Here is a 22877-nt window from a genome sequence, read left to right on the forward strand (position 1 = left end):
AAGCCTCCTATTCGTAACGCAGCGCGTGGATCGGATTGGTGCGCGCGACGCGGAAGCTGTGCGCACCGATCGTCCCGATCGCGATCAGCAGAGCGAGCGCGCCCGCCACCAGGAAAGGCGTCGGCCCGAGTGCGATGCGTGCGTCGAAGCCGTTGAGCCAGTCGCGCATCACCCACCAGGCAATCGGCCAGGCGATGATGTTGGCGAGGATCACGGGCCGGCTGAACTGCCAGACGAGCAACCGCACGATCCGCGACGTGCTGGCGCCCAGCACCTTGCGGATGCCGATCTCCTTGGTCCGGCGCTGCGCCGTGAACGCGGCAAGGCCGAACAGGCCGAGGCAACCGACGACCACCGCGAGCAGCGAGAACGCCCCGAAGATCTGCGCACGCGACGCTTCCGACTTGTAGAGATCCCGGACGATGTCGTCGCCGAACTTGGCGGTGAAGGGCGTATCCGGCGCCAGCCGTTTCCACACCGCCTCGATCTTGCCCATCGCCGCAGCCGGATCGCCGGTATAGCGCACCAGCATTTCGTTGTGATTGTTGCGATCGTAGAAGAACATGATCGCGTCGAGCGGATCACGGATCGAGCGGAAGCGCGAATCCTGGACGACGCCGATGATCGTGACCGGCACCAGGCCATATTGATCGCCCGTGATCGCCGCGCGGATCTGCTTGCCGATGGCATCCTGCGGAGCCTTGAACCCGAGCCGCTTGGCTGCGGTCGCATTGATCATGGTGTTCGCGCCGCGTGCCACGAACGCATGCTCGGCGGCAGGATCCTCGGGCGTGGGGCGCGTGCTGTCGTCGAGCGGCCGGTTGATATCGAAACCGCGTCCGGCAAGCAGCTTGATTCCCATCGTGTCGAAGAAATTGGTGTCGACATTGTAATAGCCCAGCCCGATCGGCTCCGTCTGGCCGGGAAGCTGGACGCCGGTCACCGTGTTGTTGAGCGTGTTGATACCGATCGCCGTGCGCCCCACCGCGGTGACGCCGTCGATCTTGCCGATCTCGCGCACCAGCGTGTCCTTGATCGGATCGAGCTGGCGACGTTGCATCCCGGAGACCTGGATCAGGCCGTCGCGGCGATAGCCTGGATCGGAATTCCGCGCGTAGAGCGTCTGCGCATAGACGACGATCGTGCAGATGATGAGGCCGATCGAAACCGCGAACTGCGCGACGACGAGCGCGCTGCGCAGCCGGCCCGATCCTTCGGCATCCGCCGCCGACTTGTTCGCCTTGAGCACGCGCGCGGGCTGGAACCGGGAGAGATAGAAGGCAGGATAGACGCCGCCGGCGACGCCGACGAGCAGCACCAGAGCGATGATCGGCAGCAACAGTCCGCCGGTGCCGACATATTTGAGCGAGAGCTCCGCATCGAGGAAGGTGCTGATCAGCGGCAACACCAGCTCGGTCATCGCCAGCGCCAGCAACATCGCCAATGCCGAGACCAGGATTGATTCGCCGATGAACTGGATCACGAGCTGGCGGCGATTGGCGCCAAGCACCTTGCGCAGCGCCACTTCACGCGCACGCTGGCTCGCCCGCGCCGTCGCCAGATTGACGAAATTGACGCAGGCCATGCCCAGGATCAGCAGCGCGATCACCGCGAAGGTCATGATCGAGCGACGATCATTGCCCGGGGTCATCGCGCCTTCCTGTGCGCGGCCGAGATGGATGTCGCGGATATTGACCAGCGCGAATTCGGCACTGTCGCCCTGGTTGGTGCGCCGCTCGCCAAAGATCTGATCGGGAATATTGCGTTTTTCCCAGGCGTGGAACTGGCTGTTGATGTCCCCGACGTTCGCGCCGGGCTTCAACCGGAAATAGAGTGCGCCCGCCTGCCAGCCATATTCGGTGAGGAACTGTGGATTCTCGGCCCAATAGGCATTGACGTCGTAGCGCGCGACCATGTTGAGTTTGAGGTGCGAATTCTTCGGAATATCCTTGAGCACGCCGGTGACGCGATAATCCTGCGAGATGCCGCGCGAGACCAGGGTCAGCGTCTGCCCCATCGGATTCTCGTCGCCGAACCGGCGCTTCGCCTCGCTTTCGGTCAATACCATCCCGCCCGGCTGCGCCAGCGCGGTCTTCGGATTTCCCTGCACCAACGGCAGATCGAGCACGTCGAACAGCGGCCCGTCGACGAACTTCATCGCCTCCACCTCGGTCGCCTGGCCGTTGCGGATCACCACCGGGCCGGCGGAGAGCAGATGGACGCTGCTTTCGATCTGCGGGAAATCCTTGAGCATCGCAGCCTTGGCGACATAGGCGGACATCTGCAGGTTCTGCTGCTCGCCGGTCGTGCGATCGGTATAATAGGTCTGGAGCTGGAAGGTCCGGTCCGCCTCCGGCATCCACCGATCATAAGTGAGCTCGTTGCGCACGAAGATCAGGATGATCAGGCATGCCGCCATGCCGATGGCGAGCCCCAGGATGTTGATGGCGGCATAGGTGCGGCTCTTCATGAGCGACCGCAGCCCCACGATCAGATAGTTGCGCCACATGGCGTGTCTCCTTGCCCCGGGGGTTCAGGCGGCGCGGCGCCGTTCCTGCAGGATGCGGCCGTCGAGCATGTTGACGACGCGGCTGGCGTAATCGGCATGCGAGGGCGAGTGGGTGACCATGACGATGGTCGATCCTTCGGCGTTGAGCGTCTGGAGCATCTTCATCACCTCCTCGCCATGCTGGGTGTCGAGATTGCCGGTCGGTTCGTCGGCCAGGATCAGCTTGGGCTCGGCGACGAGTGCGCGGGCGACGGCAACGCGCTGCTGCTGGCCGCCCGAAAGCTGGCTCGGCCGGTGGCGTGCGCGATGCGCGATGCCGACGCGGTCCATCACCGCTTCCACCTTCGCCTTGCGCGTCGCCGCCGGCATGTCGTGATAGAGCAAAGCCAGCTCGACATTCTCGGCGACGCTCAGCTCGTCGATCAGGTTGAAGCTCTGGAAGATGAAGCCCAGATGCGTCTTGCGCGTTTCGGCGAGCTTGCTTTCGGGAAGCCCCGCCACCTCGATATCGCCGAAACGGTACGATCCGCTCGACGGGCTGTCGAGCATGCCGATCACGTTGAGCAGCGTCGATTTGCCGCAGCCCGAAGGCCCCATCACCGCGACGAACTCACCCTGATGGATGTCGAGATCGACCGAGTTGAGTGCCGTCGTCTCGACCATGTCGGTGCGATAGACCCGGCTGAGGTCGCGCATGCTGAGCATCGGTTGCGTCATGTCTTGGCCTTTCATGTTGGTCATTTGCGGGCGAGGTCGAGCCGATCCTTGTCGGCGAAACCGGTATAGGGAGAGGTCAGCACCTTCTCGCCGGGCTCCAGCCCGTCGAGCACTTCGATGAAATCGGCATTGCGCCGGCCCAGCCGCACCTGGCGCTTGATCGCCTGGCCGCCATCGGGCGTCACCACGAACACCCAGCTTCCGCCGGTCTCGTTGTAGAAGCTGCCATTGGGGATCAGGGTCGCGGTGCTCGGATCGCCCAAGGTCAGCTTCGCCTGCAAGGTCTGGCCGCGCTGGATCTGCGGCGGTTCGTCGCCCAGGAACTGGAGGTCGAGTTCGAACTGGCCGTTGCGCACCGTCGGATAGATTTTGGTGACGCGCATCCGGTACGACTTGCCGTTCCAGTCGACGATCGCGGTCTGGCCGGGCTGGACGCGCGCGAGATAGAATTCGTCGACGCCGGCCATCAGCTTGTTGCGGCCGGGGCTGTCGATCTGGCCGAGCCGCTCGCCGCGTCCCATCGACTGGCCGACCTGGATCGAGAAGGCAGAGAGCGTGCCCGACACCGGCGCGCGCAGATTGAGCGCGTCGAGATTGGCGCGCGCGAGCGCCAGGCTCGATTCGAGCGACACGGCGGAAGCGCGGAGCTGGGCGAGCTGGCTCGACTGCAAACGCTCGTCGGTCGCCTGCGCGCGGGCGAGCACGGCGTGGCGATCGCGCTGATAGCTGAAATCGTCGCGCGTATCGGCAAAGGTCTTGCCCGGCACGAAGCCGCGCTTCGCCAGCGGCTCCTCGCGCTCGAACTGGCGCTGCGCCTTCTTCACCGCCAGCCCGGCTTCGAGCAGGTTGCGCTCGTTCTGGATGCGGCTCTGCGAGAGCGCCAGTTCCTGGCTGCGCATCGAATTGAGCTGCTGCGTCACTTCGGTCTGGCGCGCGAGCACCGAAAGCTGGAGCTCGGCATTGGAGAGCCGCGCGAGCAATTGCCCCTTCTGGACGGTCGCGCCGTCCTCGACGAGCACCTCCTCCACCCGGCCACCCTCGATCGCGTCGAGATAGACGGTGACGAGCGGGGTGACGCGCGCGCGCAGCGGCAAGAAATCCTCGAACCGGCCGCGCGTGACGGTGGAGACGGTGACGCGATCGGCCGCGACGGTCTGGCTGCTGCCGCTGGGCATCAGATACCAGGCGATCGCGAGCAGCAGAACCAGGCCGATGCCGGCCGCGCCCAGCTTCACCTTGAGCGGTATCGCGCGGCGCTCGATCACCCGGTCCATCGCACCGCCGCTCGTCGGCTGGTCGGTGCGGCCCGCATCGCTGGTCATCCGTATCACGCTCATAGGCCGCGTCCGATTCCGAACAGTCCGTGTCCGTTTCCGGACATTAGGCGCGAATGGGTTCGCAGCCGACGAAAGCGCGCTCGATGCACACGCCGGCGGGCGACGCTTCGGTCTCGGCGACGCGGATATCGCTGGCGGAAGCGCGGATTTCCGCCTCGGGCGCGACGGTCATGAAGGTCATGACGGCGGCGGCCAGTATGGCGGCGACGGCACTGGGAAACCGGTTGGAGCTGGGCGTATACATGGTCTTTCTCCTCGTCATGCCGCCGATCGCGGCCCTGTTGCCCATGTCTTTGCAGGGCGCGTGCCAAATGCCGAAAACCGGGATTTTCCGCGCGATCGGGTGATACAGCCCAGCCTGGCACAATTATTGATTGCCCGATTTCGGACACTCGCTGTACGGGAACGGACGCATGCCGGAGGGAAAGCCATTCGAATTGTGCGTCGTCATCGATGACGACGAAGACATTTTGCTCGCGGCACGTCTGCTGCTGCGCGCGCTGTTCGACGAGGTGCTGACCTTCACCGATCCGCGCGACGCCTTCGAACGCACCGCCGCGCGCATGCCCGACGCGATCCTGCTCGACGCCAATTTCGCGCGCGGCGCGACCGACGCCGCCGAAGGCTTCGAATGGCTCGGCCGTTTCCTGGCGCGTGATCCCGACGCGGTGGTGGTGATGATCACCGCGCATGGCGGCGTCCAGATCGCGATCGAGGCGATGAAGCGCGGCGCCACCGATTTCGCGACCAAGCCCTGGTCGAACGAACGGCTGCTCGCCACCGTGCGCACCGCCGCCGCGCTCCGCCAATCGCGCCGGTTGGCGGAGGAGAAGGACAAGCTGGTCGCGATCGCGGCCACCGCACCGGGCGGCGAGACGCCGCTGCTCGGCACCTCGCCCGCGATGGCGCGCGTCCAGCAATTGATCGACCGGGCCGGGCCCACCGACGCCAATGTGCTGATCCTGGGGGAGAACGGCACGGGCAAGGAACTGGTCGCGCGCGAACTTCATCGCCGGTCACGCCGTGCCGAACGCGTGATGCTGTCGGTCGATCTGGGCGCGGTGGCGGAAACGGTGATCGATTCCGAGCTGTTCGGCCATGTCCGCGGCGCGTTCACCGATGCGCGCGCCGACCGGATCGGCCGGCTGCAGGCGGCGGATGGCGGCACGCTTTTCCTCGACGAGATCGGCAATCTGCCGCTCCACCTCCAGCCCAAGCTGCTCACAGCGCTGGAACAGCGCAAGGTGACGCCGGTCGGCGCCAACAAGCCGGTGCCCGTCGATATCCGCGTGATCGCCGCGACCAACCTGTCCACCGGCCAGCTCGGCGACGAGCAGCGTTTCCGGCAGGATCTGCTGTTCCGGCTCAATACCGTCGAGATCGTGCTGCCGCCCCTGCGCGAACGGCGCGAGGACGTGCCGATGCTGCTCGACCATTATCTGGGCTTTTACGCGCGCAAATATGCCAAGCCGGTGCGACCGATCCCGGCCGATGTGCTCGCCGCGCTCGTCGCCTATGACTGGCCGGGCAATGTCCGCGCGCTGCGCCATGCCGTCGAGCGTGCGGTGATCCTGGCGGGCGACGCCCCCTTCGGAATCGAGGACTTCTCGATCCGCCGCCCGGAGCCCGCGCCGTTGCGCGTCGAACGGGCGGCCGTGGTCGAGCCGGCAGCCGGCGACGACGACCTCAACCTCGAACGCGTCGAGCGCCGTCTGGTCGAGGCGGCGCTGAGGAAACATGGCTACAACATCTCCAACGCCGCCGCCGAACTCGGCCTGACCCGTGCCTCGCTTTACCGGCGGATGGAAAAACATGGGCTTTGACCGGCGCTTCGCGATCGGGCTGGCGCTGCGGCTCGCCCTCGCGCTCGCGGCGCTCGCCCTGTTCGCCTGGTCGCTGCTGACACCCGGGCTCGCGGCGGCGCGGATCGTCGCTGCAACGCTGGCGATGGGCGCCGGGATCGCGTTGTGGCGCTATGTCCGCCGCACCAATCTGGAGGTCGCGCGCTTCATCGACGCGGTGCGCTTCGGCGATCTCCAGGCGCGGTTCGCGCGACCGAAGGCAGGCAGCGGCTTCGACATATTGGGGGAGGCACTCGACGGCGGCATCCGCACGCTGCGCGAAGAGCGCGAACGCATCGCGGAGGAGACGCGCTTCTTTTCGGCGCTGGTCGACGACGTTCCCGTCGCGCTCGTCACCGTCGATGGGGAAGGGCGCGCCGAATGCGTGAACAAGGCGGCACGGCGGCTGTTCAACCGGCATAGCGGCGTTCGCATCGCCGATTTCGAGGTCTATGGCGCCAGCCTCGTCCAGGCGATCGCCGGGCTGCCGCCCGGGCGGCACCAATTGCTGATCCTCTCGCTCGACATCGGATCGCAGCGCGCGACGGTGCGCGCGGCGTCGCTCGCCCGGCTGGGCGACACGGTGCGGGTGATCGCGGTGCAGCCGATCCAGGACGCACTCAACGCCGTCGAAGTGGCGGCGCAAAGCGACCTGATCCGTGTGCTGACGCATGAGATCATGAATTCGATGACGCCGGTGACATCGCTGGCGCGCACCGCGGCGCAACTGATCGCGGAGGCCGATCGCGGCCAGGATCCCGCCATCGCCGATGCGCGCAGCGCGATCGAGACGCTGTCGCGCCGCGCCGATGGCGTGATGCATTTCGTCGAGACCTATCGCACGATCACCCGCCCGCCCCAGGTCAACCGCCGCCTGTTCGCCGCCGAGCCCTTCGCAGCGGAACTCGGCCGGCTGTTCGAGGCCGATGGCCATTGGGCCGATGTGCTGCTCCGGATCCTGATCAATCCGCCCGACCATCTGATCGACGCCGATCCGGACCTGATCGCGCAGGTCGTCATCAACCTGCTGCGCAACGCCGCCGACGCGGCGACGATGAACGGCGACACGCCCGAAGTCTCACTCACGATCGAGGCGATGCGCTCCGGCCGCACGCGGATCGAAGTGGGCGACAATGGCACGGGCGTGCCGGAGGCGCTGCGCCACGACATCTTCCTCCCCTTCTTCACCACCAAGAAGACGGGCAGCGGCATCGGCCTCAGCTTCGCAAGGCAGGTGCTGCTGGCGCATGATGGATCGATCGAGGTCGACCGTTCCCCCGCCGGCGGCGCGCTGTTCCGCCTGGTGCTGTAGCCCCCGAAGCGGAAGCGCCTTGCGCAGCCGCCGCAGCCGCGATAGGGAGCCGCCTTCCAAGCTATGCGGAGCGGTGGCCGAGTGGTCGAAGGCGCTCGCCTGGAAAGTGAGTATACGTCAAAAGCGTATCGAGGGTTCGAATCCCTCCCGCTCCGCCACCTGGTTCCTTTTCATTGCCGCCATTGAGGGACGCCCCACCAAAGAGGCGCGATTCCGCACGCCTTTGCGCCTGTTCCGCTAGAGGGAAGTAAATTCGAAGGTCGAGACGCACTATTTCGGGGCCGTTTCTCCGCGACTTTCCGATGCGCCACGGAATCCAAAAAACGCACACAGCATCTGAAGCCCTTCGGAATCGGGTTTTACCGACAAGCAGTTCGCGCCATTTGCGATGTAACGGACAACGCCGCACCCGGCAGCGATGGCCCTCATCGCAATGGCGGTTGCGCCCCGCTTTTCGGTATCGGTATCCGCCATCTCCGAAGCGATGAGCGCATTTGCCTTGCCCGAGCCATCCGGCCCGCTGGCGATTTCCCCCACGCGATCCCGGCTCTTGCCGGACGACGGTCATGACAGGCAGCCCTGCCCGGCGCGATTACGATCATGAAGCAGAAAACCTGATCCTTGGGACCAGAATTACTATGTTTTGCGGGCTCAAAATATCAGGCACCAGTATACGATCAGGGCGCTCGAGGGGCTTATCGGCGAAAACATGCATTAGCTACAGCGCTAATGGACTTTACCAGCCGCCGATTGAGGGAGTTTGGGGACGCGTATGTTGAAGATAGAAAATCTTACCCACATCTACCCCAATGGGACACGAGCCCTGGATTCGGTCTCGCTCGAGGTGCCCCCCGGCATGTTCGGCCTGCTCGGCCCCAATGGCGCCGGCAAGTCGACACTGATGCGCACGATCGCCACCTTGCAGGTGCCCACCTCGGGCGTGATCCGCTTCGACGAGATCGACGTGCTGGCCACCCCGGACGCGCTGCGACGGACGCTCGGCTACCTGCCGCAGGATTTCGGGGTCTATCCGCGCGTTTCCGCGTTCGACATGCTCGATCATCTCGCCGTACTGAAGGGCTATGCCAATCGCGGAGAGCGCCGGGACGTGGTCGGCGCGCTGCTCAACCAGGTCAATCTCTGGACTGTCCGCAACAAGGCGGTCGCCGGCTTTTCGGGCGGCATGCGCCAGCGCTTCGGCATCGCACAGGCGCTGATCGGCCAGCCGCGCCTCATCATCGTGGACGAACCGACCGCGGGCCTCGATCCGGAAGAGAGCAACCGCTTCCTCAATCTGCTCTCCGAAGTGGCCGAAAACATCGTGGTGATCTTTTCCACGCACATCGTTCAGGACATCGCCGATCTCTGCCAGAATGCCGCGATCATCGCGGGCGGCAGGATCATCAGCCGCGGATCCCCGCAGAAGCTGGTCGAGCAGGTGCGCGGCCGCGTGTGGAAGAAGATCATCGCCAAGGACGAGCTCGACGCGCATCGCGAACGTTACGACGTGATCGCCACGCGACTGACCGGCGGCCGCACCGTCATCCATGCCCTGGCCGACGCGAACCCGGGCGACGGCTTCGAAGCGATCGAGGGCGATCTCGAGGACGTCTATTTCGCGACGCTGCTGTCGCTGCGTCGCGCGGCCTGAGAATATGGGGATGTTCGCGCACGTCGCCGGCTTCGAGCTGAAATACCAGCTCCGCTCCGCCATGTTCTGGGGGGCGTTCATCGTCTTCTTCCTGCTCGCCTTCGCGACCGTCGCCTCGGACGACATCCGCATCGGCTGGGGCGGGCAGGTGTTCCGCAACGCACCCTATGCGATCGCGATCAACAGCATGGTCTGGACCATCTTCGCGATGTTCCTGGTGACGGCGTTCGTCTCGAACGTGGTGCTGCGCGACGACGAGACCGGCTTCGGCCCGATCATCCAGGCGACGCGACTGTCCAGATTCAACTATCTGTTCGGCCGCTTCACCGGCGGCTTCCTGACCGCGACCCTCGCCTTTCTGAGCGTGCCGCTCGGCGCGCTGATGGCGGTGCTGCTGCCGGGGCCCGACCCCGAGACGATCGGGCCGGTCAATATCGCCGACTATGTGCAGGTGTTCGTCCTGCTCTGCGTACCGACATTGTTCCTGCTGAGCGCGGGATTCTTCGCGCTCGCGACGGCGACGCGCTCGCAGATCGCCACCTATGTCGGCGCGCTGGTGGTGCTGGCGGTCTATCTGTTCAGCCGCATCTATTTCCGGCGGCCGGAATTCGGCGCAGTGGCGATGCTGACCGATCCCTTCGGCCTGGCCGCGTTCGAGCATGCCACCAAGAACTGGACCGCCAACGATCGCAACATGATGCTGCCGTCGTTCACCGGCCTGGTGCTGCAGGGCCGCGCGATATGGTGCGCAGTGGGCCTAGCGATGCTTGCGATGGCCTGGCGCTCGTTCACGCGCAAGGGTTTCGCCACGCGCGCCGACCGTCGCCCCGCGCGCAACGAGGCGCAGGCGATCGAGAGCGCGGCGCCCGTCTTCACCGGTGCGCCGCTGCCGCCGGCGGACCGCAAGCTGGGCTGGGGACCGCTGGCCGCGCTGACGCGCTTCGAGCTGCTCGGCGTGCTGCGCGGGCCGACGTTCATCGTGCTCCTCGGCTTCGCCTTCATCAACACCGTCATCGGCCTGTGGCTGGCGGGCGACGACAGCGTGACCGTCATCTATCCGGTGACGCGCGTGATGATCCAGACGCTGGCCGCGCAGTTCACCACCATTCCGCTGTTCGTGGCGGCCTTCTACGCGGGCGAACTGGTGTGGCGCGACCGCGAACGCCGCGTTCACGAGATCGTCGATGCGACCCCCTCTCCGGACTGGGCGTTCCTGATGCCCAAGATCCTGGCGGTGAGCGTGATCCTGCTCGCGATGGGCCTGATGTGCATCGCCGCCGCCGTCGGCGTCCAGCTCGCCAAGGGCTTCACCGACATCGAGTTCGTCAAATATTTCACATGGTTCCTCGCCCCCTGGTTCTCGACCATGGTGATGTACGCGGTGCTCGCCGTGTTCGTGCAGACGCTGGTGCCGCACAAGTTCGTCGGCCTGCTCGTAATGCTGCTCTACTTCATCGCCGAAACCATGCTGCCGACGCTGGGACTGGAGAGCCATCTCTATCTCTACGCCACCACGTCGCCCACGCCGGTTTCCGACATGAACGGGCTCGGCGTCCATGCCGGCCATGCGCTGTGGTATCGCGCCTATTGGGCGTGCGGCGCGGTCATCCTGACCGTGCTCGCATGGGGCCTCTGGCGGCGCGGCGCATCGGCGCCGCTGCGCGTCCGGCTGAGGAGGCTGCCGGCCCGCCTCGCCGGCGCGCCCGGCATGATCGCCGGCACGGCCGCGGTCGGGATGGCCGGGCTGGGCGGCTGGATCTACTATAACAACTATGTCCTGAACGACTTCCCCACCTTCAAGGGCAGCTCGGAATGGGCAGCGAATTACGAGAAGGCGCTGCTGCCGCTGGAATCGCATCCGCAGCCGCACATCATCGACATGAAGCTGGACGTCGACCTTCACCCCGAGGGCACCGCGCCCTGGGTGACGACGACCGGCAGCTATGTGATCCAGAACAAGACCGGCAAACCGCTGAACCAGGTCTATGTGCAGTGGCAGCACGCACTGGTCACCAAGTCGTTCCTCGGCACGACCATCGATCCGGGCGTGAAGATGCTGATGCTCGACGTGCCCGGCGCGCGGATGACCCGCGACCTGCCCGACTATAATTTCCGCATCTACACCTTCGACACGCCGATGGCGCCCGGCGAGACGCGGCAGATCCGCTTCAAGACGCTGCGCGAGCAGAAGGGGTTCCGCAATTCGGGCAATGAGGATCGGCTGGTCGCCAACGGCACCTTCCTGAACAATTTCTCGCTTGCGCCGAACCTGGGCGTGTCGCGCTGGCCGCTGCTCCAGGACCGCGCGACCCGCCGCAAATATGGCCTCAACCCCGATCTCGTGATCAACAAGCTGGAAGACGAGCATGCGCGCGCCTTCACCTATCTGCGTCACGACAGCGATTTCGTGAATGCGGACGTGACCGTGCGCGGGCCGGCGGACCAGACGCTGATCGCGCCGGGCGAGCGGGTTTCGCATCAGGTGACGGGCGACCGGCAGGTGACGCGATTCCGGACCGAGGCGCCCATCAACAACTTCTTCTCGATCCAGGCCGCGAACTATGCGGTGAAGCGGCAGAAATGGGGCAATGTGGACATCGAAGTCTACTATCACCCCACGCATGCCTTCAACGTCGATCGCTTCATTCGGCTTTCGAAGGATGGGCTCGAATATTTCTCGAAGAACTTCAGCCCCTACCAGTTCAAGCAGTTCCGCATCATAGAATTCCCCGTCTACAACAATTTCGCGCAGGCCTTCCCAGGCGCGGTGCCCTATTCGGAAGGCGCGGGGTTCATCGCGAAGATCGACGACCGCGACGGTGTGGACTTCATCGCCTATGTCACCGCGCACGAGCTCGCGCACCAATGGTGGTTCCACCAGGTGACCGGCGCGGACATGGAGGGCAGCACCGTCCTCTCCGAAACGCTCGCCCAATATTCGGCGATCATGGTGATGGAGAAGCGCTACGGCGACGCGATGATCCGCAAGTTCCTGAAGCGCGGCATGGAGGGTTATCTCGGCCAGCGCGGCAAGGAGAATGTCGCGGAGCCGGTGCTCGAGCGCGTGCAGGAACAGGCCTATGTCCGCTACCAGAAGGGCGGGAACGTCATGTACCTGCTCAAGGACCGGATGGGCGAGGAGCAGGTCAACCGTGCGCTGCGTTCGCTGATCGCGCAATTCGCCTTCAAGGGCGCGCCCTACCCCACAGGCCGGCATCTGACCAACGCGCTTCGCGCCGAGGCGAAACCCGAGCACCAGCAGCTGATCACCGACCTGTTCGAGCGGATCACGCTCTATGACCTCAAGGTGACCGACGGCCGCACGACGCGGCGCGCCGACGGGAAATGGGCGCTCTCCGCCACCGTGGAGGCGCGCAAGCGCTACGCCGACGGCAAGGGCGTGGAAACCGAAGCCCCGCTGAACGAGATGTTCGACATCGGCGTGTTCTCCGCGAACCCGGGCGACAAGGGTTTTGGCAAGGCCGATATCCTGTCGTTCAAGCAACAGCGCCTGAAATCCGGCCGGCACACATTCGAGATGGTGCTGGACAAGCAGCCCAAATTCGTCGGCCTCGACCCCTATCTCAAATATATCGACCGCAATTCGGAAGATAATGTTCGCAGCGTAGAAGCAAGATGAACCGACAATAGCAATCAACGTCCTTAATATTAAAAAATCAGGGAGATGAATATGAGGGATCTTCGAAAGACTCTGCTGATCGCGGCTTCGGCGTTCGCCGTCGCGTGCCCGGCCATGGCGATCGCACAGTCCGGACCGGCGGAAGAACAGACGGCCACGCCGGCGAGGGACGCGAACGAAATCATCGTCACGGCCACGCGACGCGCGGAATCGCTGCTCGACGTGCCGATCAGCATCGCGGCCTATTCGCAGGAAACGCTCGACCAGAAGGGCATCCGCAGCGTCGAGGATCTCGTCCGCAACACCCCAGGCGTCAATCTCACCCAAGGCTTTTCGGGCATTCGGTACATCGCGATCCGCGGCCTGCAATCATCGGTCGGCGCGACAATGACCGGCATCTATATCGATGATACGCCGGTCCATATCCGTTCGCTCGTGCTGATGAGTTTCTTCTCTCCGGCGCTGTACGATCTCGAGCGCGTCGAGGTTCTGCGCGGACCCCAGGGCACGCTGTTCGGTTCGAGCGCCATGGGCGGCGCGGTGCGCTTCATCACCGCAAAGCCGACGCTGGACAAGTTCACCGGCAACGCGCGTGCCGAACTCGGCTTCACCGAAGGCGGCGATCCGACCTATGAGCTTGGCGGCGCAGTGGGCGGCCCGATCGTCGAGGACAAGCTGGCCTTCCGCGCCAGCGCCTATTACCGGCGCGACGGCGGCTATATCGACCGTGTTCCCTTCTACGCCAACCGCGGCACGGCCGAGAAGAACTCGAACTCGAACCGGACGATGGTCTTCAACGGTTCGCTGCTGTGGAAGCCGACCGAGGACATCTCGATCACGCCATCGATCTTCTACCAGAAAACCAACCGCGACGATCAGAGCACCTACTGGACCTATGGCAACGGCTCCACCCGCGCCCAGCCGCCGGAGTTCCAGAGCGGCGAAGGCGTCGCCTCGACCGGCGAAGATAAATTCAAGCTGTACCAGCTCAAGGGCGAGTGGGACATGGGTCCGGTCTCGCTGATTAGCAACACGGCCTATGTCGATCGCCGCAACCGGTCCATAGACGACGGCACCGCCTATATCCTCGATATCTTCGACAATATTCTGAACGGACTGGGGAACGACCCTGCATTCGGCACGGGCGTCCCCCTCCGCGGCATCTATGATGCTTTCGCCAGGGCGGCGGGGGCAAATACCACCCAGATCGGTTTCGACACCGCGTCGCCCGGCCGGGCCGGCGGGCCGAATTGCGGCGAATGCTTCGTCCTCTTCTCGGACCAGATCCAGCGCAGCTTCAGCCAGGAAGTGCGCCTCCAGTCCAACGATCCGGACGCGCGCCTCCGCTATGTCGTCGGCGCATTCTACCAGAAGACCCGCCAGCGCGCGCGTGACAGCGACTTCAGCTATTCGCCCTACGACAACTATCTGTACCCGACGTCCTATCATGCGGCACCGCCAGTCGCGCTCCCCTTCCCGCTGGGCATCTTCGCAGGCGCTTTGCCGCCGTTCTTCCCGCTCGCGGCGGACGGCGTCGGGGGGTATGCCCAGACCCGTATCGTAGACCGCAGCCTGGGCCTCTTCGGCAGCGTCGATTTCGAACTTTTTGAAAATCTGACGCTGACCGCAGGGTTGCGCTGGTCGCGTCTCGAGTTCGAATCGCATGCGGAAAGTGTCGATTCGGTGACCAAAGTGACGACGACGGGCGCGCTGCAGCGCAGCGTTGAAAAGCCGCTGACGCCCAAGTTCGGCATCACCTATGAGCCTACGCCGAACCTGATGGTCTACGCCTCCGCGGCGAAGGGCTTCCGCTCGGGCGGCGTCAACACCGCCGCCGCCCAGGTCGATCCGGGCTGTCTGCCGGGCCTCCAGAAGGTTGGCTACGACACCATTCCCGCGACCTACAAGTCTGATAGCGTGTGGAGCTACGAACTGGGTGCCAAGGGCCGTGTCGGCAGTTTCGCGACATTCGCCGCCGCCGCCTTCCAGACCGACTGGACCGGCGTGCAACGCAGCCGTCAGATCGAGGGCTGCGCGAGCATCTTCACCGACAATTTCGGCAAGGCACGCTCACGCGGCCTTGAAGCGCAGATCACGGTGTTTCCGGTCAAGGGCCTGACACTCGACGCCAATATCGGCTATATCGACGGCACGCAGCGGGAGACGATCCTCGTTCCCGGCACGACCAACACCGTCACGCGCAAGGGCGACCGCTTCGCCGCGCCGTGGACGGTGAACCTGACCGGCATGTACGAGACGCCGATCGGCCCCGACGATCTGAGGGGCTATGGCACCGTCCAGTGGACCTACAAGAGCGGCTTTTCGGTGAAGCCGGGCAATGTCGGTTTCAATCCCATCCTGGCCACCACCGACGACCAGCGCAACCTGAACGCCCGCCTCGGCATCCGCACCGGCAACGGGATCGACATCTCGGTGTTCGCCAACAACCTGACCAACTCGCGCGACATCATCGGCCGCCTGCATTTCCAGCCATCCGAGCGCATCCAGATCCAGACCTGGCGCCCACGGACCTTCGGCATCACGGGCGGCATTCAGTTCTAACCATCAGCCGCGACTTCCCCTGCCGCCTCCGGACTCGCGTCCGGGGGCGGTTTCTTTTTTGGCAGATGTCCGGGATTTTTGTCCGCGAGGTCGGCGCAAACCTCATAATTCCGCGGGATACGCCGACGAGCCGGTGTCGAGACATGGTTTGCAGTCGCAGCCGAACCTCTCCTCCCTGTCGAAGATGGGGAGGGGGACCGCCACGGCATAGCCGTGGTGGTGGAGGGGAAATGCGATGGCTGATCCCGCGCCATAACTGACGGAAATACTGAGGGAATCCGGCTCAAAGACGGAGCAAAGCGGAGGCATCGTACTTCCCCTCCACCACGCCGCTTCGCGTCGCGGTCCCCCTCCCCACGCTGCGCGTAGGGAGGAGAACTCTTACCGTCTCACATCTCCAACAAAACCCCGGCCCCCAATGCACCTGCGCGCGGAGGACGGGACAGGTCCTTCGATCGTGTCGAGGCGTCCCCTACTCCGCCATCATCGCCGACTGGTCGACGGACACGACCGGCAGCCAGATCCTGGTGCCGGCGGCGCCGCGCTCCAGCGTGACCGTCGCAGCCTTGTAGTCATCCTTCTTCGCGTTGAAGATGTTGGGCACGAAGGTCTGCGGATTGCGGTCGTAGAGCGGGAACAGGCTCGACTGGATCTGCACCATGATGCGGTGGCCGGGCTGGAAGACGTGATTCACCGTCGGCAGGCGGAACTTGTAGGTCTGCGTCTTGCCTTTGGGGATGGCGGTCGGCCTGGCGAAGCTGTTGCGATAGCGCCCACGGAAAATGTCGAGGCTGATCGGCAGTTCATATCCCGCCATCTTGGGATTGGTCTCGTTCTCCTGCGGGAAGACGTCGATCACCTTCACCACGAAATCGCCGTCTGTGCCGGTCGTCCTGGCGACAATTTCGGCGATCGGCGCGCCGGAGACACGGACCGGCCTGGTCAGGACTTCGGTGGCGTAGGTCATCACGTCCGGACGGCCATCGGCGTGGCGCTGGTCGCTGACCAGCCAGACCGGCCATTCGGGGGTGTAGACCGACTTCTGCATGCTGAACGGCCGCGGCAGGAAGGGCACGGGCTTGGCCGGATCGGAGACATAGCTGTCCTCGCCCGCGGCACCCGGCTTGAACGAGAGTCCGCCTTCGGCCGCGAGATAGATGGGCGTCAACGGCGCGGGGCAGCCGCTTTCGCAGGCAAGCGGCCAGGCCTTCAGTTTCTCCCACTTGTCCTCGCCCGTATTATAGGCGGTGGCGACGGGCATGTTGGCGGGCGGGCCGTCCTTCAGATGCTGGTTGAAGAACGGCAGGATCATCTTCTTCCAATAATCGGCAACGGTGTCGCTGCTCCAGTTGAACGCGCCGGTGCTGCGGCCGCCCGCCGATCGGTTGATCTGGCTATGGAACCAGGGGCCCAGGATGATGTGGTTGTTGCCGGTCTTGCCCGCCTTGCGCAGCGCCTCGAACGCGGTGATCGCACCATAGGAATCCTCCTGATCCCAGAAGGGCTGCACCCAGAGCGTGGGCACGTCCGACGGATTGGCGGCGAGAAGCTTGTCCAGCGCCTGGCCCGACCAGGTCTGGTTGTATTCGGGGTTCGCCACGATCCGTTTCCAGGCGGGAAGCTGGTCGAAGCCGCGGGCACGCGCCCAGTCGCCGGCGGAGCCGGCTTCGCGGAAGACGTGATAATCGTCGCCGCTGCCGTGCGGCGGAGTGGCGGCGAACGCCTTGTCTCCGCTCTGCATCGCCACGAAACCCAGCATCAACTGGCGGAAAGCGCCGTGATGGAACCAGTCGTCGCCCATCCAGCCGTCGATGATCGGGCTTTCGGGCGCGGCGGCGCGCAGCGCCGGATGTGGATTGAGCAGCGCCGAGGCAGTGGTGTAGCCCTCATAGGACGAACCGATCATGCCGACGCGGCCGTTGCCCTCGGGCAGGTTCGCCTTGTCCACCAGCCAGGCGATCGTGTCGTAGGCGTCGGTCGCATGGTCAACGCCGGTGGGGTTGAGCGGCCCCGCCGCCGGCATGATCATCGTGTAATCGCCTTCGGACTTGAACTTGCCGCGCGTGTCCTGCCAGACGATGATGTAGCCGTTGCGCACGAACTCCTCATTCTCGAAGGGGAGCGCGTTGATCATCTTGCCGCTGGTCGACCGCGTCGAGCGCGCGGTGGCGTTATAGGGCGTGCGATCCATCAGGATCGGCGCGTTGGCCGCGCCCTTGGGCACCAGGATGATGGTGTGGAGCTTCACGCCGTCGCGCATCGGGATCTTCACCTCGCGCCGATCGAAGTCGGTTTCGGCGGCGATGGGCGTGTAGGACTTGGGAATGTCGCCGCCGGGAACGACGACCGGCGTGCCCTGCGCGTGCAATGCGCCCGGCGACAGCGCCAGAGCGAGGGCCAGCGAAATCTTCGACACCTTCATGGTCATATGCTCTTCCCCGTGATGGATTTTTTCGTGTGCAGATTTGCCGCCGCGCGGGCGCGCCGCAACGCCATATTCCTCAGTCTCTGAGCCAGAATAACTGTGCCTCATCCCCAGCTTTACTGGTTGGCGGCGGGACGAAGCCTATGCCAGCGTGATTCATGGATGCGGCGATGGGGGAAACGGGGATGGAGCGGGAACGGAGCGGCACCGGAGTGGGACTCTATCTGCTGCTGACCATGCTGCTGTGCGCGGCGCCCTATGCGCTGATGGCGCGCTACGGGGTGAGCGGCGGCGCGGGCGGCTATGTGACCGCGCTGATGTGGGGGCCGGCGGTGGCCGCGATCCTGACGGTATGGCTGCTGAGGCTGGACTGGTCGTCGCTGGGCTTCGCATGGCGCGGCACATCCTCGTCATGGGCGAGTTACCTGCTGCCGATCGGCTATGCCGGCCTGGCCTATGTCATCGTGTGGAGCACCGGCATGGGCCGGTTCGCGACGCCGGAGAGCATCGCGCCGCTCGCCGCGCAGATCGGCTGGACGATCGAGGACCCCATGCTGTTCGCGGTGCTGTTTTTCGTCTTCACCGGCGTGACCGGGATCATCGTGGGGACGGCGCGCGGCCTGGGCGAAGAGATCGGCTGGCGAGGCTTCATGGCGCCGCGGTTGCAGGACCGGTTCGGCTTCACCCGCGCGGCGGCGATCACAGGATTGATCTGGGCGAGCTGGCATGTGCCGCTGATCCTCTATGCCGATTACAACAGCGCCGCCCCGCGCGGCTTCGCGCTGGTCTGTTTCTTCGTGATGGTGATGAATCTGAGCTTCATCATGGCGTGGTTCCGGCTGAAGTCCGGCAGCGTGTGGCCCGCGGCGATCATGCATGGCAGCCACAATCTGTTCATCCAGCGCATCTTCACGCCGCTGACCGAACCCACCGGCGACATCACCGCCTATGCGATCGACGAGTTCGGTTTCATGCTGGCGATCACGAGTTTCGCGGTGGCGCTCTATCTGTGGTTCAGGCGCGGCGAGGCGGTGGCGGCGCACGAGGCGAGACGATCGGGCAGGGAGACGGCATGATGAACATCCTGCGGCTGACAGCGGCGCTGGCGATCGGGCTTGCGGCATCCGCCGCAGCCGCGCAGGCGCCCCGCGCGCGCGATCTGGGTGTGCCCTTCCATGGCGATCCGGGCCCGTTCAACGCGATCACCGACGTGCCCGGCGTGGAGGTGGGGCACAGCACCATCATCCAGGGCGACGGCGAGCTGAAGCGCGGCGACGGGCCTGTGCGCACCGGAGTCACCGCGATCCTGCCGCGCGGCAAGGACTCCGCCGTGCCCGTGTTCGGCGGCTGGGCGACGGCCAATGCCGCGGGAGAGATGACCGGCACCACCTGGCTGGAGGAGCGCGGCTCGTTCGACGGGCCGGTGATGATCACCAACACGCACAGCGTGGGCGTGGTCCGTGACGCGGCGGTGAAGTGGCTGGTCGACAAGAAGGCGTGCTGCCTGTTCTTCACGCCGGTCGTCGCAGAGACATGGGACGGCTATCTGAACGATGTCGACGGGTTTCACGTAAAGCCTGAGCACGCGACCGAGGCACTGGCGACGGCCAGGAGCGGCCGGGTGACCGAGGGCAATGTCGGCGGCGGCACGGGCATGGTCTGCGCCGGCTTCAAGGGCGGGATCGGGACGTCCTCTCGCAAGGTGGAGATCGGCGGCAAGAGCTATACGGTCGGCGTGCTGGTCCAGTGCAACTATGGCTCGCGGCAATTGCTGAGGATCGGCGGCGCGCCGGTGGGGCAGGATCTGGCGACACGCTATCTGCCGTGCAGCGACCTGCCGGGCGCCGCGCCCTACAAGCCGGCGCGCAAGTGCGAGCCCATCAGCCGCCAGCCCTATGAGCCGGAAGGTTCGATCATCGTGGTGATCGCGACCGACGCACCGCTGCTGCCGCATCAGCTGAAGCGCGTGGCCAAACGACCGACCCAGGCGATCGGCCGGATGGGCGACATCAGCCACAATCTTTCGGGCGACATCTTCATCGCCTTCTCCACCGCCAACGCCGAGGCGTTGAACGAGAGCGCGCCCGGTGTGCAGGCGATCTCGGCGATCTCCAATTCGGAGATCACCAAGATCTTCGAGGCTGCGGTGGACGCGACCGAGGAAGCGATCGTCAATTCCATGATCGCAGCCAAGACGATGACCGGACGCGACGGGGTGACCGTCTACGCCCTGCCCCATGACGAGCTGCGTACGATCCTGGCCAAATATGGCCGGACGGCGAAGAAATAGCACAGGAACCACATGCGCACATTCTACCCGCCGATCGAACCCTATGAGACCGGCATGCTCGACGTGGGTGACGGGCACAGCCTTTATTACGAACGCTCGGGCACGCCCGGCGCGACGCCGGCGGTCTTCCTGCATGGCGGGCCGGGCGCGGGTTTTTCGGACGCGCACCGGCAACTGTTCGATCCCGCGCGATATGATGTGCTGCTGTTCGACCAGCGGGGCTGCGGCCGATCGCTGCCCTATGCCACGCTGGAGGCGAACACGACCTGGCACCTGGTCTCCGATATCGAGCGGATGCGCGAGATGGCGGGGGTGGAGAAATGGCTGGTGTTCGGCGGGAGCTGGGGATCGACGCTGTCCCTCGCCTATGCCGAAACCCATTCCGAACGGGTGAGCGCACTGATCCTGCGCGGCATCTTTCCCGCCACGCGGAGCGCGGTCGACTGGTTCTACAGGTTCGGCGTGTCGGAGATCTTCCCGGACAAGTGGGACGCGTTTCTGGCGCTGATTCCCGAGACGGAGCAGGATGATCTGGTCGCCGCCTATCACCGTCGGCTGACAAGCGACGATCGGGCGACGCAGTTGGAAGCCGCCAAGGCCTGGAGCATTTTCGAAGGCGAGACGATCACCTTGCTGCCCGACCCCGGCCTGGCCGCGCATTTCGGGAGCGATGATTATGCGATCGCGATCGCGCGGATCGAGAACCATTATTTCCGGAATGACTGCTGGCTTGAACCCGACCAGTTGATCCGCGACGCCGAAAAGCTCAGCGGCATTCCCGGCGTCATCGTCCATGGCCGCTACGACATCCCCTGCCCCGCGCGCCATGCCTGGGACCTGCACAAGGCCTGGGCCGGATCGGACCTGAAGATCGTGCCCGATGCGGGCCACGTCTTCACCGAACCGGGCATCCTGCACGAACTGATCGAGGCGACCGACCGCTTCGCCGCCGGCTGACACACTGATTAAAAGTCGGCTCCAGCGCTCACTATCGTCATCCCCGCATGCGCGGGGATGACGATTAGGTCTTCAACACCCTGCTAGTGGATCGTATCCGACAAAAGCGTCCGCTTTTGACGGAGGTCCGATCCACTCAGCCATGGAAGAGTGGTCTGCGAAGCGACCTCGCGACCTCACTTCCGCGCGTTGGGGAACGGCACTTCCTCATGCGCGGGCTGGTAGACGCGGCCGTCCTGCAACATCAGGCGGCCGTTGACGAAGGCGGTCCTGACCTTGCGGAGCGCGGCGAAATCCTCATCGGGATTGCCGTCGACCACGATGATGTCCGCCAGCTTGCCGGGTTCGATCGTGCCCAGCCGGTCGCCCAGCTTGATGATCTCCGCGCCCGTCTTGGTGGCCGCCACCAGCGCCTCGACCTTGGTGAAGCCGATACGGGTGAAGGATTCGAGCTCGTCGATATAGGAACCGGGCAGATAATCGGTGCCCGCGAGCGCAACCACATCCAGACCGATACCCATCTTCACGCCCGCGCGGCGCATCTTGGCGGCCATGTTCTCGTTGACCGTCTCGTCGAGCTGGAAGCGGCGCGAGGTGGAGCCGAAATAGCCGCCGCTGCCGCGCATGATGACGCGATAGGCGACCAAGGTGGGCACCGAGGCGATACCGCGCTTGGCCATCAGCGCGACCGCGGCGTCGCTGCGCGGCAGCGGGTGTTCGATCGAATCCACCCCGGCCCTAATCGCCATGTCGATATATTGGGTTTCGGAATCGACCGTGACGGGGAGGCCGAGCGAGTGCGCCTCGTCGACAGCGGCGGTGATCTCTTCCTGCGTATATTCGCTGGCGAGCTTGATCAGGTCCGCGCCCTTGGCGAACTGCATGCGCACCGCCTCTCGCCACTCCTGGGGGCCGGACGCGATGCGGACCATCGAGTTCAGATTCTTGTCCGCGATCTCCGGATAGCCCTGCTGAAAGGCGTGCACCGCCGCGTGGCCGCCGGTCTGGGTGATGAGCTGCCCCGCCGCGAAGATGCGGGGGCCGAAGATTTCGCCCGCGGCCTGCTTCGCCTTCAGCACGAATGGCACATCGCCGTGCGAGGCGACGTCGCGCACCGTGGTGACGCCCGATTCCAGATAGGTCGCCATGCGCTTCAGCCCGCGCATCGTCGATTCCGCGCCGCTGTAGTTCGCGGCGGAATAGACGTTCACCGCGTCGCCCGCCGCAAAGAAGGTGAGGTGCGCGTGCAGGTCGATCAGACCCGGCATCACGGTCTTGCCGGTCACGTCATAGACCACCGCGTCCGCCGGCCAGGTCCGGTCGCCGGGCTTGAGCACCGCGGTGATCGTCTTGCCCTGCACCACGATGGTCGCCGGCCGGGCGGCCTTGCCCGTGCCGTCGAACAGCCGTCCGCCCACCAGCACGAACGAACCCTTCGGCACGTTATAGTCCTTGGGAACGGGAATGCGCAGCACGTCGTCCGACGTCGGCACCGACGGGGGCAGCACCGCGGACCGGTCGTAGATCGGGCGCGCCTCGGGGCCCTTGTCCTGCGCCATGGCGGGGGCGGTGACCGCGCCGGCGAGCAGCAATCCGCAAATCATCTTCTTCATCGTCTCATACCCCTTTTCGAATG

The 22877-nt window shown here is 65.1% G+C and carries 14 protein-coding genes and 1 tRNA gene; 10 read left to right on the forward strand and 5 right to left on the reverse strand.

The window, feature by feature from the left end; all coding sequences use genetic code 11:
- Positions 1-7 precede the first annotated feature (7 nt).
- The 3 genes from K7G82_RS17460 to K7G82_RS17470 are packed head-to-tail and all read right to left on the reverse strand — an operon-like array spanning position 8 to position 4548.
- A complete protein-coding gene (locus K7G82_RS17460) occupies positions 8-2509 on the reverse strand; it encodes an ABC transporter permease (protein ID WP_222991189.1) in 2502 nt (833 codons plus the stop codon).
- A 24-nt stretch (positions 2510-2533) separates the two neighbouring features.
- Positions 2534-3226 (reverse strand): ABC transporter ATP-binding protein, encoded by a 693-nt coding sequence (locus K7G82_RS17465; RefSeq protein WP_281423015.1) that lies wholly within the window; start codon positions 3224-3226, stop codon positions 2534-2536.
- Positions 3227-3246: 20 nt separating this feature from the next.
- On the reverse strand, positions 3247-4548 hold the full coding sequence (locus tag K7G82_RS17470; RefSeq protein WP_246623645.1) for an efflux RND transporter periplasmic adaptor subunit: 1302 nt from the start codon (positions 4546-4548) through the stop codon (positions 3247-3249).
- Between the two features lie 98 nt (positions 4549-4646).
- Between K7G82_RS17470 and K7G82_RS17475 the strand changes: the two genes are divergently transcribed.
- The 7 genes from K7G82_RS17475 (at position 4647) to K7G82_RS17505 (ending at position 15569) form a co-directional block, all read left to right on the forward strand.
- Positions 4647-4910 carry a hypothetical protein gene (locus K7G82_RS17475; RefSeq protein ID WP_222991190.1) on the forward strand — a complete coding sequence of 88 codons (264 nt, stop codon included), beginning with the start codon at positions 4647-4649 and terminating at the stop codon, positions 4908-4910.
- Between the two features lie 66 nt (positions 4911-4976).
- On the forward strand, positions 4977-6386 hold the full coding sequence (locus tag K7G82_RS17480; RefSeq protein ID WP_222991191.1) for a sigma-54-dependent transcriptional regulator: 1410 nt from the start codon (positions 4977-4979) through the stop codon (positions 6384-6386).
- Positions 6376-7716, forward strand: a complete 1341-nt coding sequence (locus tag K7G82_RS17485; RefSeq protein WP_222991192.1) for a sensor histidine kinase — start codon at positions 6376-6378, stop codon at positions 7714-7716. The genes K7G82_RS17480 and K7G82_RS17485 overlap by 11 nt, the downstream gene beginning before the upstream one ends.
- A 67-nt stretch (positions 7717-7783) precedes the next feature.
- A tRNA-Ser gene (locus tag K7G82_RS17490) sits at positions 7784-7874 on the forward strand.
- A 614-nt stretch (positions 7875-8488) separates the two neighbouring features.
- Positions 8489-9367, forward strand: coding sequence for an ABC transporter ATP-binding protein (locus K7G82_RS17495; RefSeq protein WP_222991193.1), 879 nt, complete (start codon positions 8489-8491; stop codon positions 9365-9367).
- A gap of 10 nt (positions 9368-9377) precedes the next feature.
- Positions 9378-13007, forward strand: coding sequence for an ABC transporter permease/M1 family aminopeptidase (locus K7G82_RS17500; RefSeq protein WP_222991194.1), 3630 nt, complete (start codon positions 9378-9380; stop codon positions 13005-13007).
- A gap of 51 nt (positions 13008-13058) precedes the next feature.
- A complete protein-coding gene (locus K7G82_RS17505) occupies positions 13059-15569 on the forward strand; it encodes a TonB-dependent receptor (protein WP_222991195.1) in 2511 nt (836 codons plus the stop codon).
- A 472-nt stretch (positions 15570-16041) separates the two neighbouring features.
- On the opposite strand, the gene K7G82_RS17510 is transcribed toward K7G82_RS17505, so the two are convergent.
- Positions 16042-17991: a CocE/NonD family hydrolase gene (locus K7G82_RS17510; protein WP_222991452.1), complete on the reverse strand. Its 1950-nt coding sequence runs from the start codon at positions 17989-17991 to the stop codon at positions 16042-16044.
- 173 nt (positions 17992-18164) lie between these two features.
- On the opposite strand from K7G82_RS17510, the gene K7G82_RS17515 reads away from it, so the two are divergent.
- The 3 genes from K7G82_RS17515 to pip are packed head-to-tail and all read left to right on the forward strand — an operon-like array spanning position 18165 to position 21241.
- The gene (locus K7G82_RS17515; protein ID WP_222991196.1) at positions 18165-19070 is read left to right on the forward strand and encodes a CPBP family intramembrane glutamic endopeptidase; all 906 of its coding nucleotides are present in this window, start codon (positions 18165-18167) and stop codon (positions 19068-19070) included.
- On the forward strand, positions 19067-20284 hold the full coding sequence (locus K7G82_RS17520; protein WP_246623646.1) for a DmpA family aminopeptidase: 1218 nt from the start codon (positions 19067-19069) through the stop codon (positions 20282-20284). Before K7G82_RS17515 ends, K7G82_RS17520 begins: the two co-directional genes overlap by 4 nt.
- A 12-nt stretch (positions 20285-20296) precedes the next feature.
- Positions 20297-21241, forward strand: a complete 945-nt coding sequence (gene pip, locus K7G82_RS17525; protein WP_222991197.1) for a prolyl aminopeptidase — start codon at positions 20297-20299, stop codon at positions 21239-21241.
- Positions 21242-21417: 176 nt separating this feature from the next.
- Here the strand turns inward: pip and K7G82_RS17530 are convergent, their stop codons facing one another.
- Complete coding sequence (locus tag K7G82_RS17530; RefSeq protein ID WP_222991198.1) at positions 21418-22854, reverse strand: amidohydrolase family protein; 1437 nt, start codon at positions 22852-22854, stop codon at positions 21418-21420.
- Between the last annotated feature and the right edge of the window lie 23 nt (positions 22855-22877).

This window comes from Sphingomonas colocasiae, assembly GCF_019880585.1.
GTDB classification, from domain to species: domain Bacteria; phylum Pseudomonadota; class Alphaproteobacteria; order Sphingomonadales; family Sphingomonadaceae; genus Sphingobium_A; species Sphingobium_A colocasiae.

Bases quoted from the DNA above. Each gene is read 5' to 3' on its own strand.
- K7G82_RS17480 (WP_222991191.1), top strand. From the start codon at position 4,977: ATGCCGGAGGGAAAGCCATTCGAATTGTGCGTCGTCATCGATGACGAC.
- K7G82_RS17475 (WP_222991190.1), top strand. From the start codon at position 4,647: ATGCACACGCCGGCGGGCGACGCTTCGGTCTCGGCGACGCGGATATCG.
- K7G82_RS17465 (WP_281423015.1), bottom strand. From the start codon at position 3,226: ATGACGCAACCGATGCTCAGCATGCGCGACCTCAGCCGGGTCTATCGC.
- K7G82_RS17520 (WP_246623646.1), top strand. From the start codon at position 19,067: ATGATGAACATCCTGCGGCTGACAGCGGCGCTGGCGATCGGGCTTGCG.
- pip (WP_222991197.1), top strand. From the start codon at position 20,297: ATGCGCACATTCTACCCGCCGATCGAACCCTATGAGACCGGCATGCTC.
- K7G82_RS17505 (WP_222991195.1), top strand. From the start codon at position 13,059: ATGAGGGATCTTCGAAAGACTCTGCTGATCGCGGCTTCGGCGTTCGCC.
- K7G82_RS17515 (WP_222991196.1), top strand. From the start codon at position 18,165: ATGGGGGAAACGGGGATGGAGCGGGAACGGAGCGGCACCGGAGTGGGA.
- K7G82_RS17485 (WP_222991192.1), top strand. From the start codon at position 6,376: ATGGGCTTTGACCGGCGCTTCGCGATCGGGCTGGCGCTGCGGCTCGCC.
- K7G82_RS17510 (WP_222991452.1), bottom strand. From the start codon at position 17,991: ATGAAGGTGTCGAAGATTTCGCTGGCCCTCGCTCTGGCGCTGTCGCCG.
- K7G82_RS17495 (WP_222991193.1), top strand. From the start codon at position 8,489: ATGTTGAAGATAGAAAATCTTACCCACATCTACCCCAATGGGACACGA.
- K7G82_RS17460 (WP_222991189.1), bottom strand. From the start codon at position 2,509: ATGTGGCGCAACTATCTGATCGTGGGGCTGCGGTCGCTCATGAAGAGC.
- K7G82_RS17530 (WP_222991198.1), bottom strand. From the start codon at position 22,854: ATGAAGAAGATGATTTGCGGATTGCTGCTCGCCGGCGCGGTCACCGCC.
- K7G82_RS17500 (WP_222991194.1), top strand. From the start codon at position 9,378: ATGTTCGCGCACGTCGCCGGCTTCGAGCTGAAATACCAGCTCCGCTCC.
- K7G82_RS17470 (WP_246623645.1), bottom strand. From the start codon at position 4,548: ATGACCAGCGATGCGGGCCGCACCGACCAGCCGACGAGCGGCGGTGCG.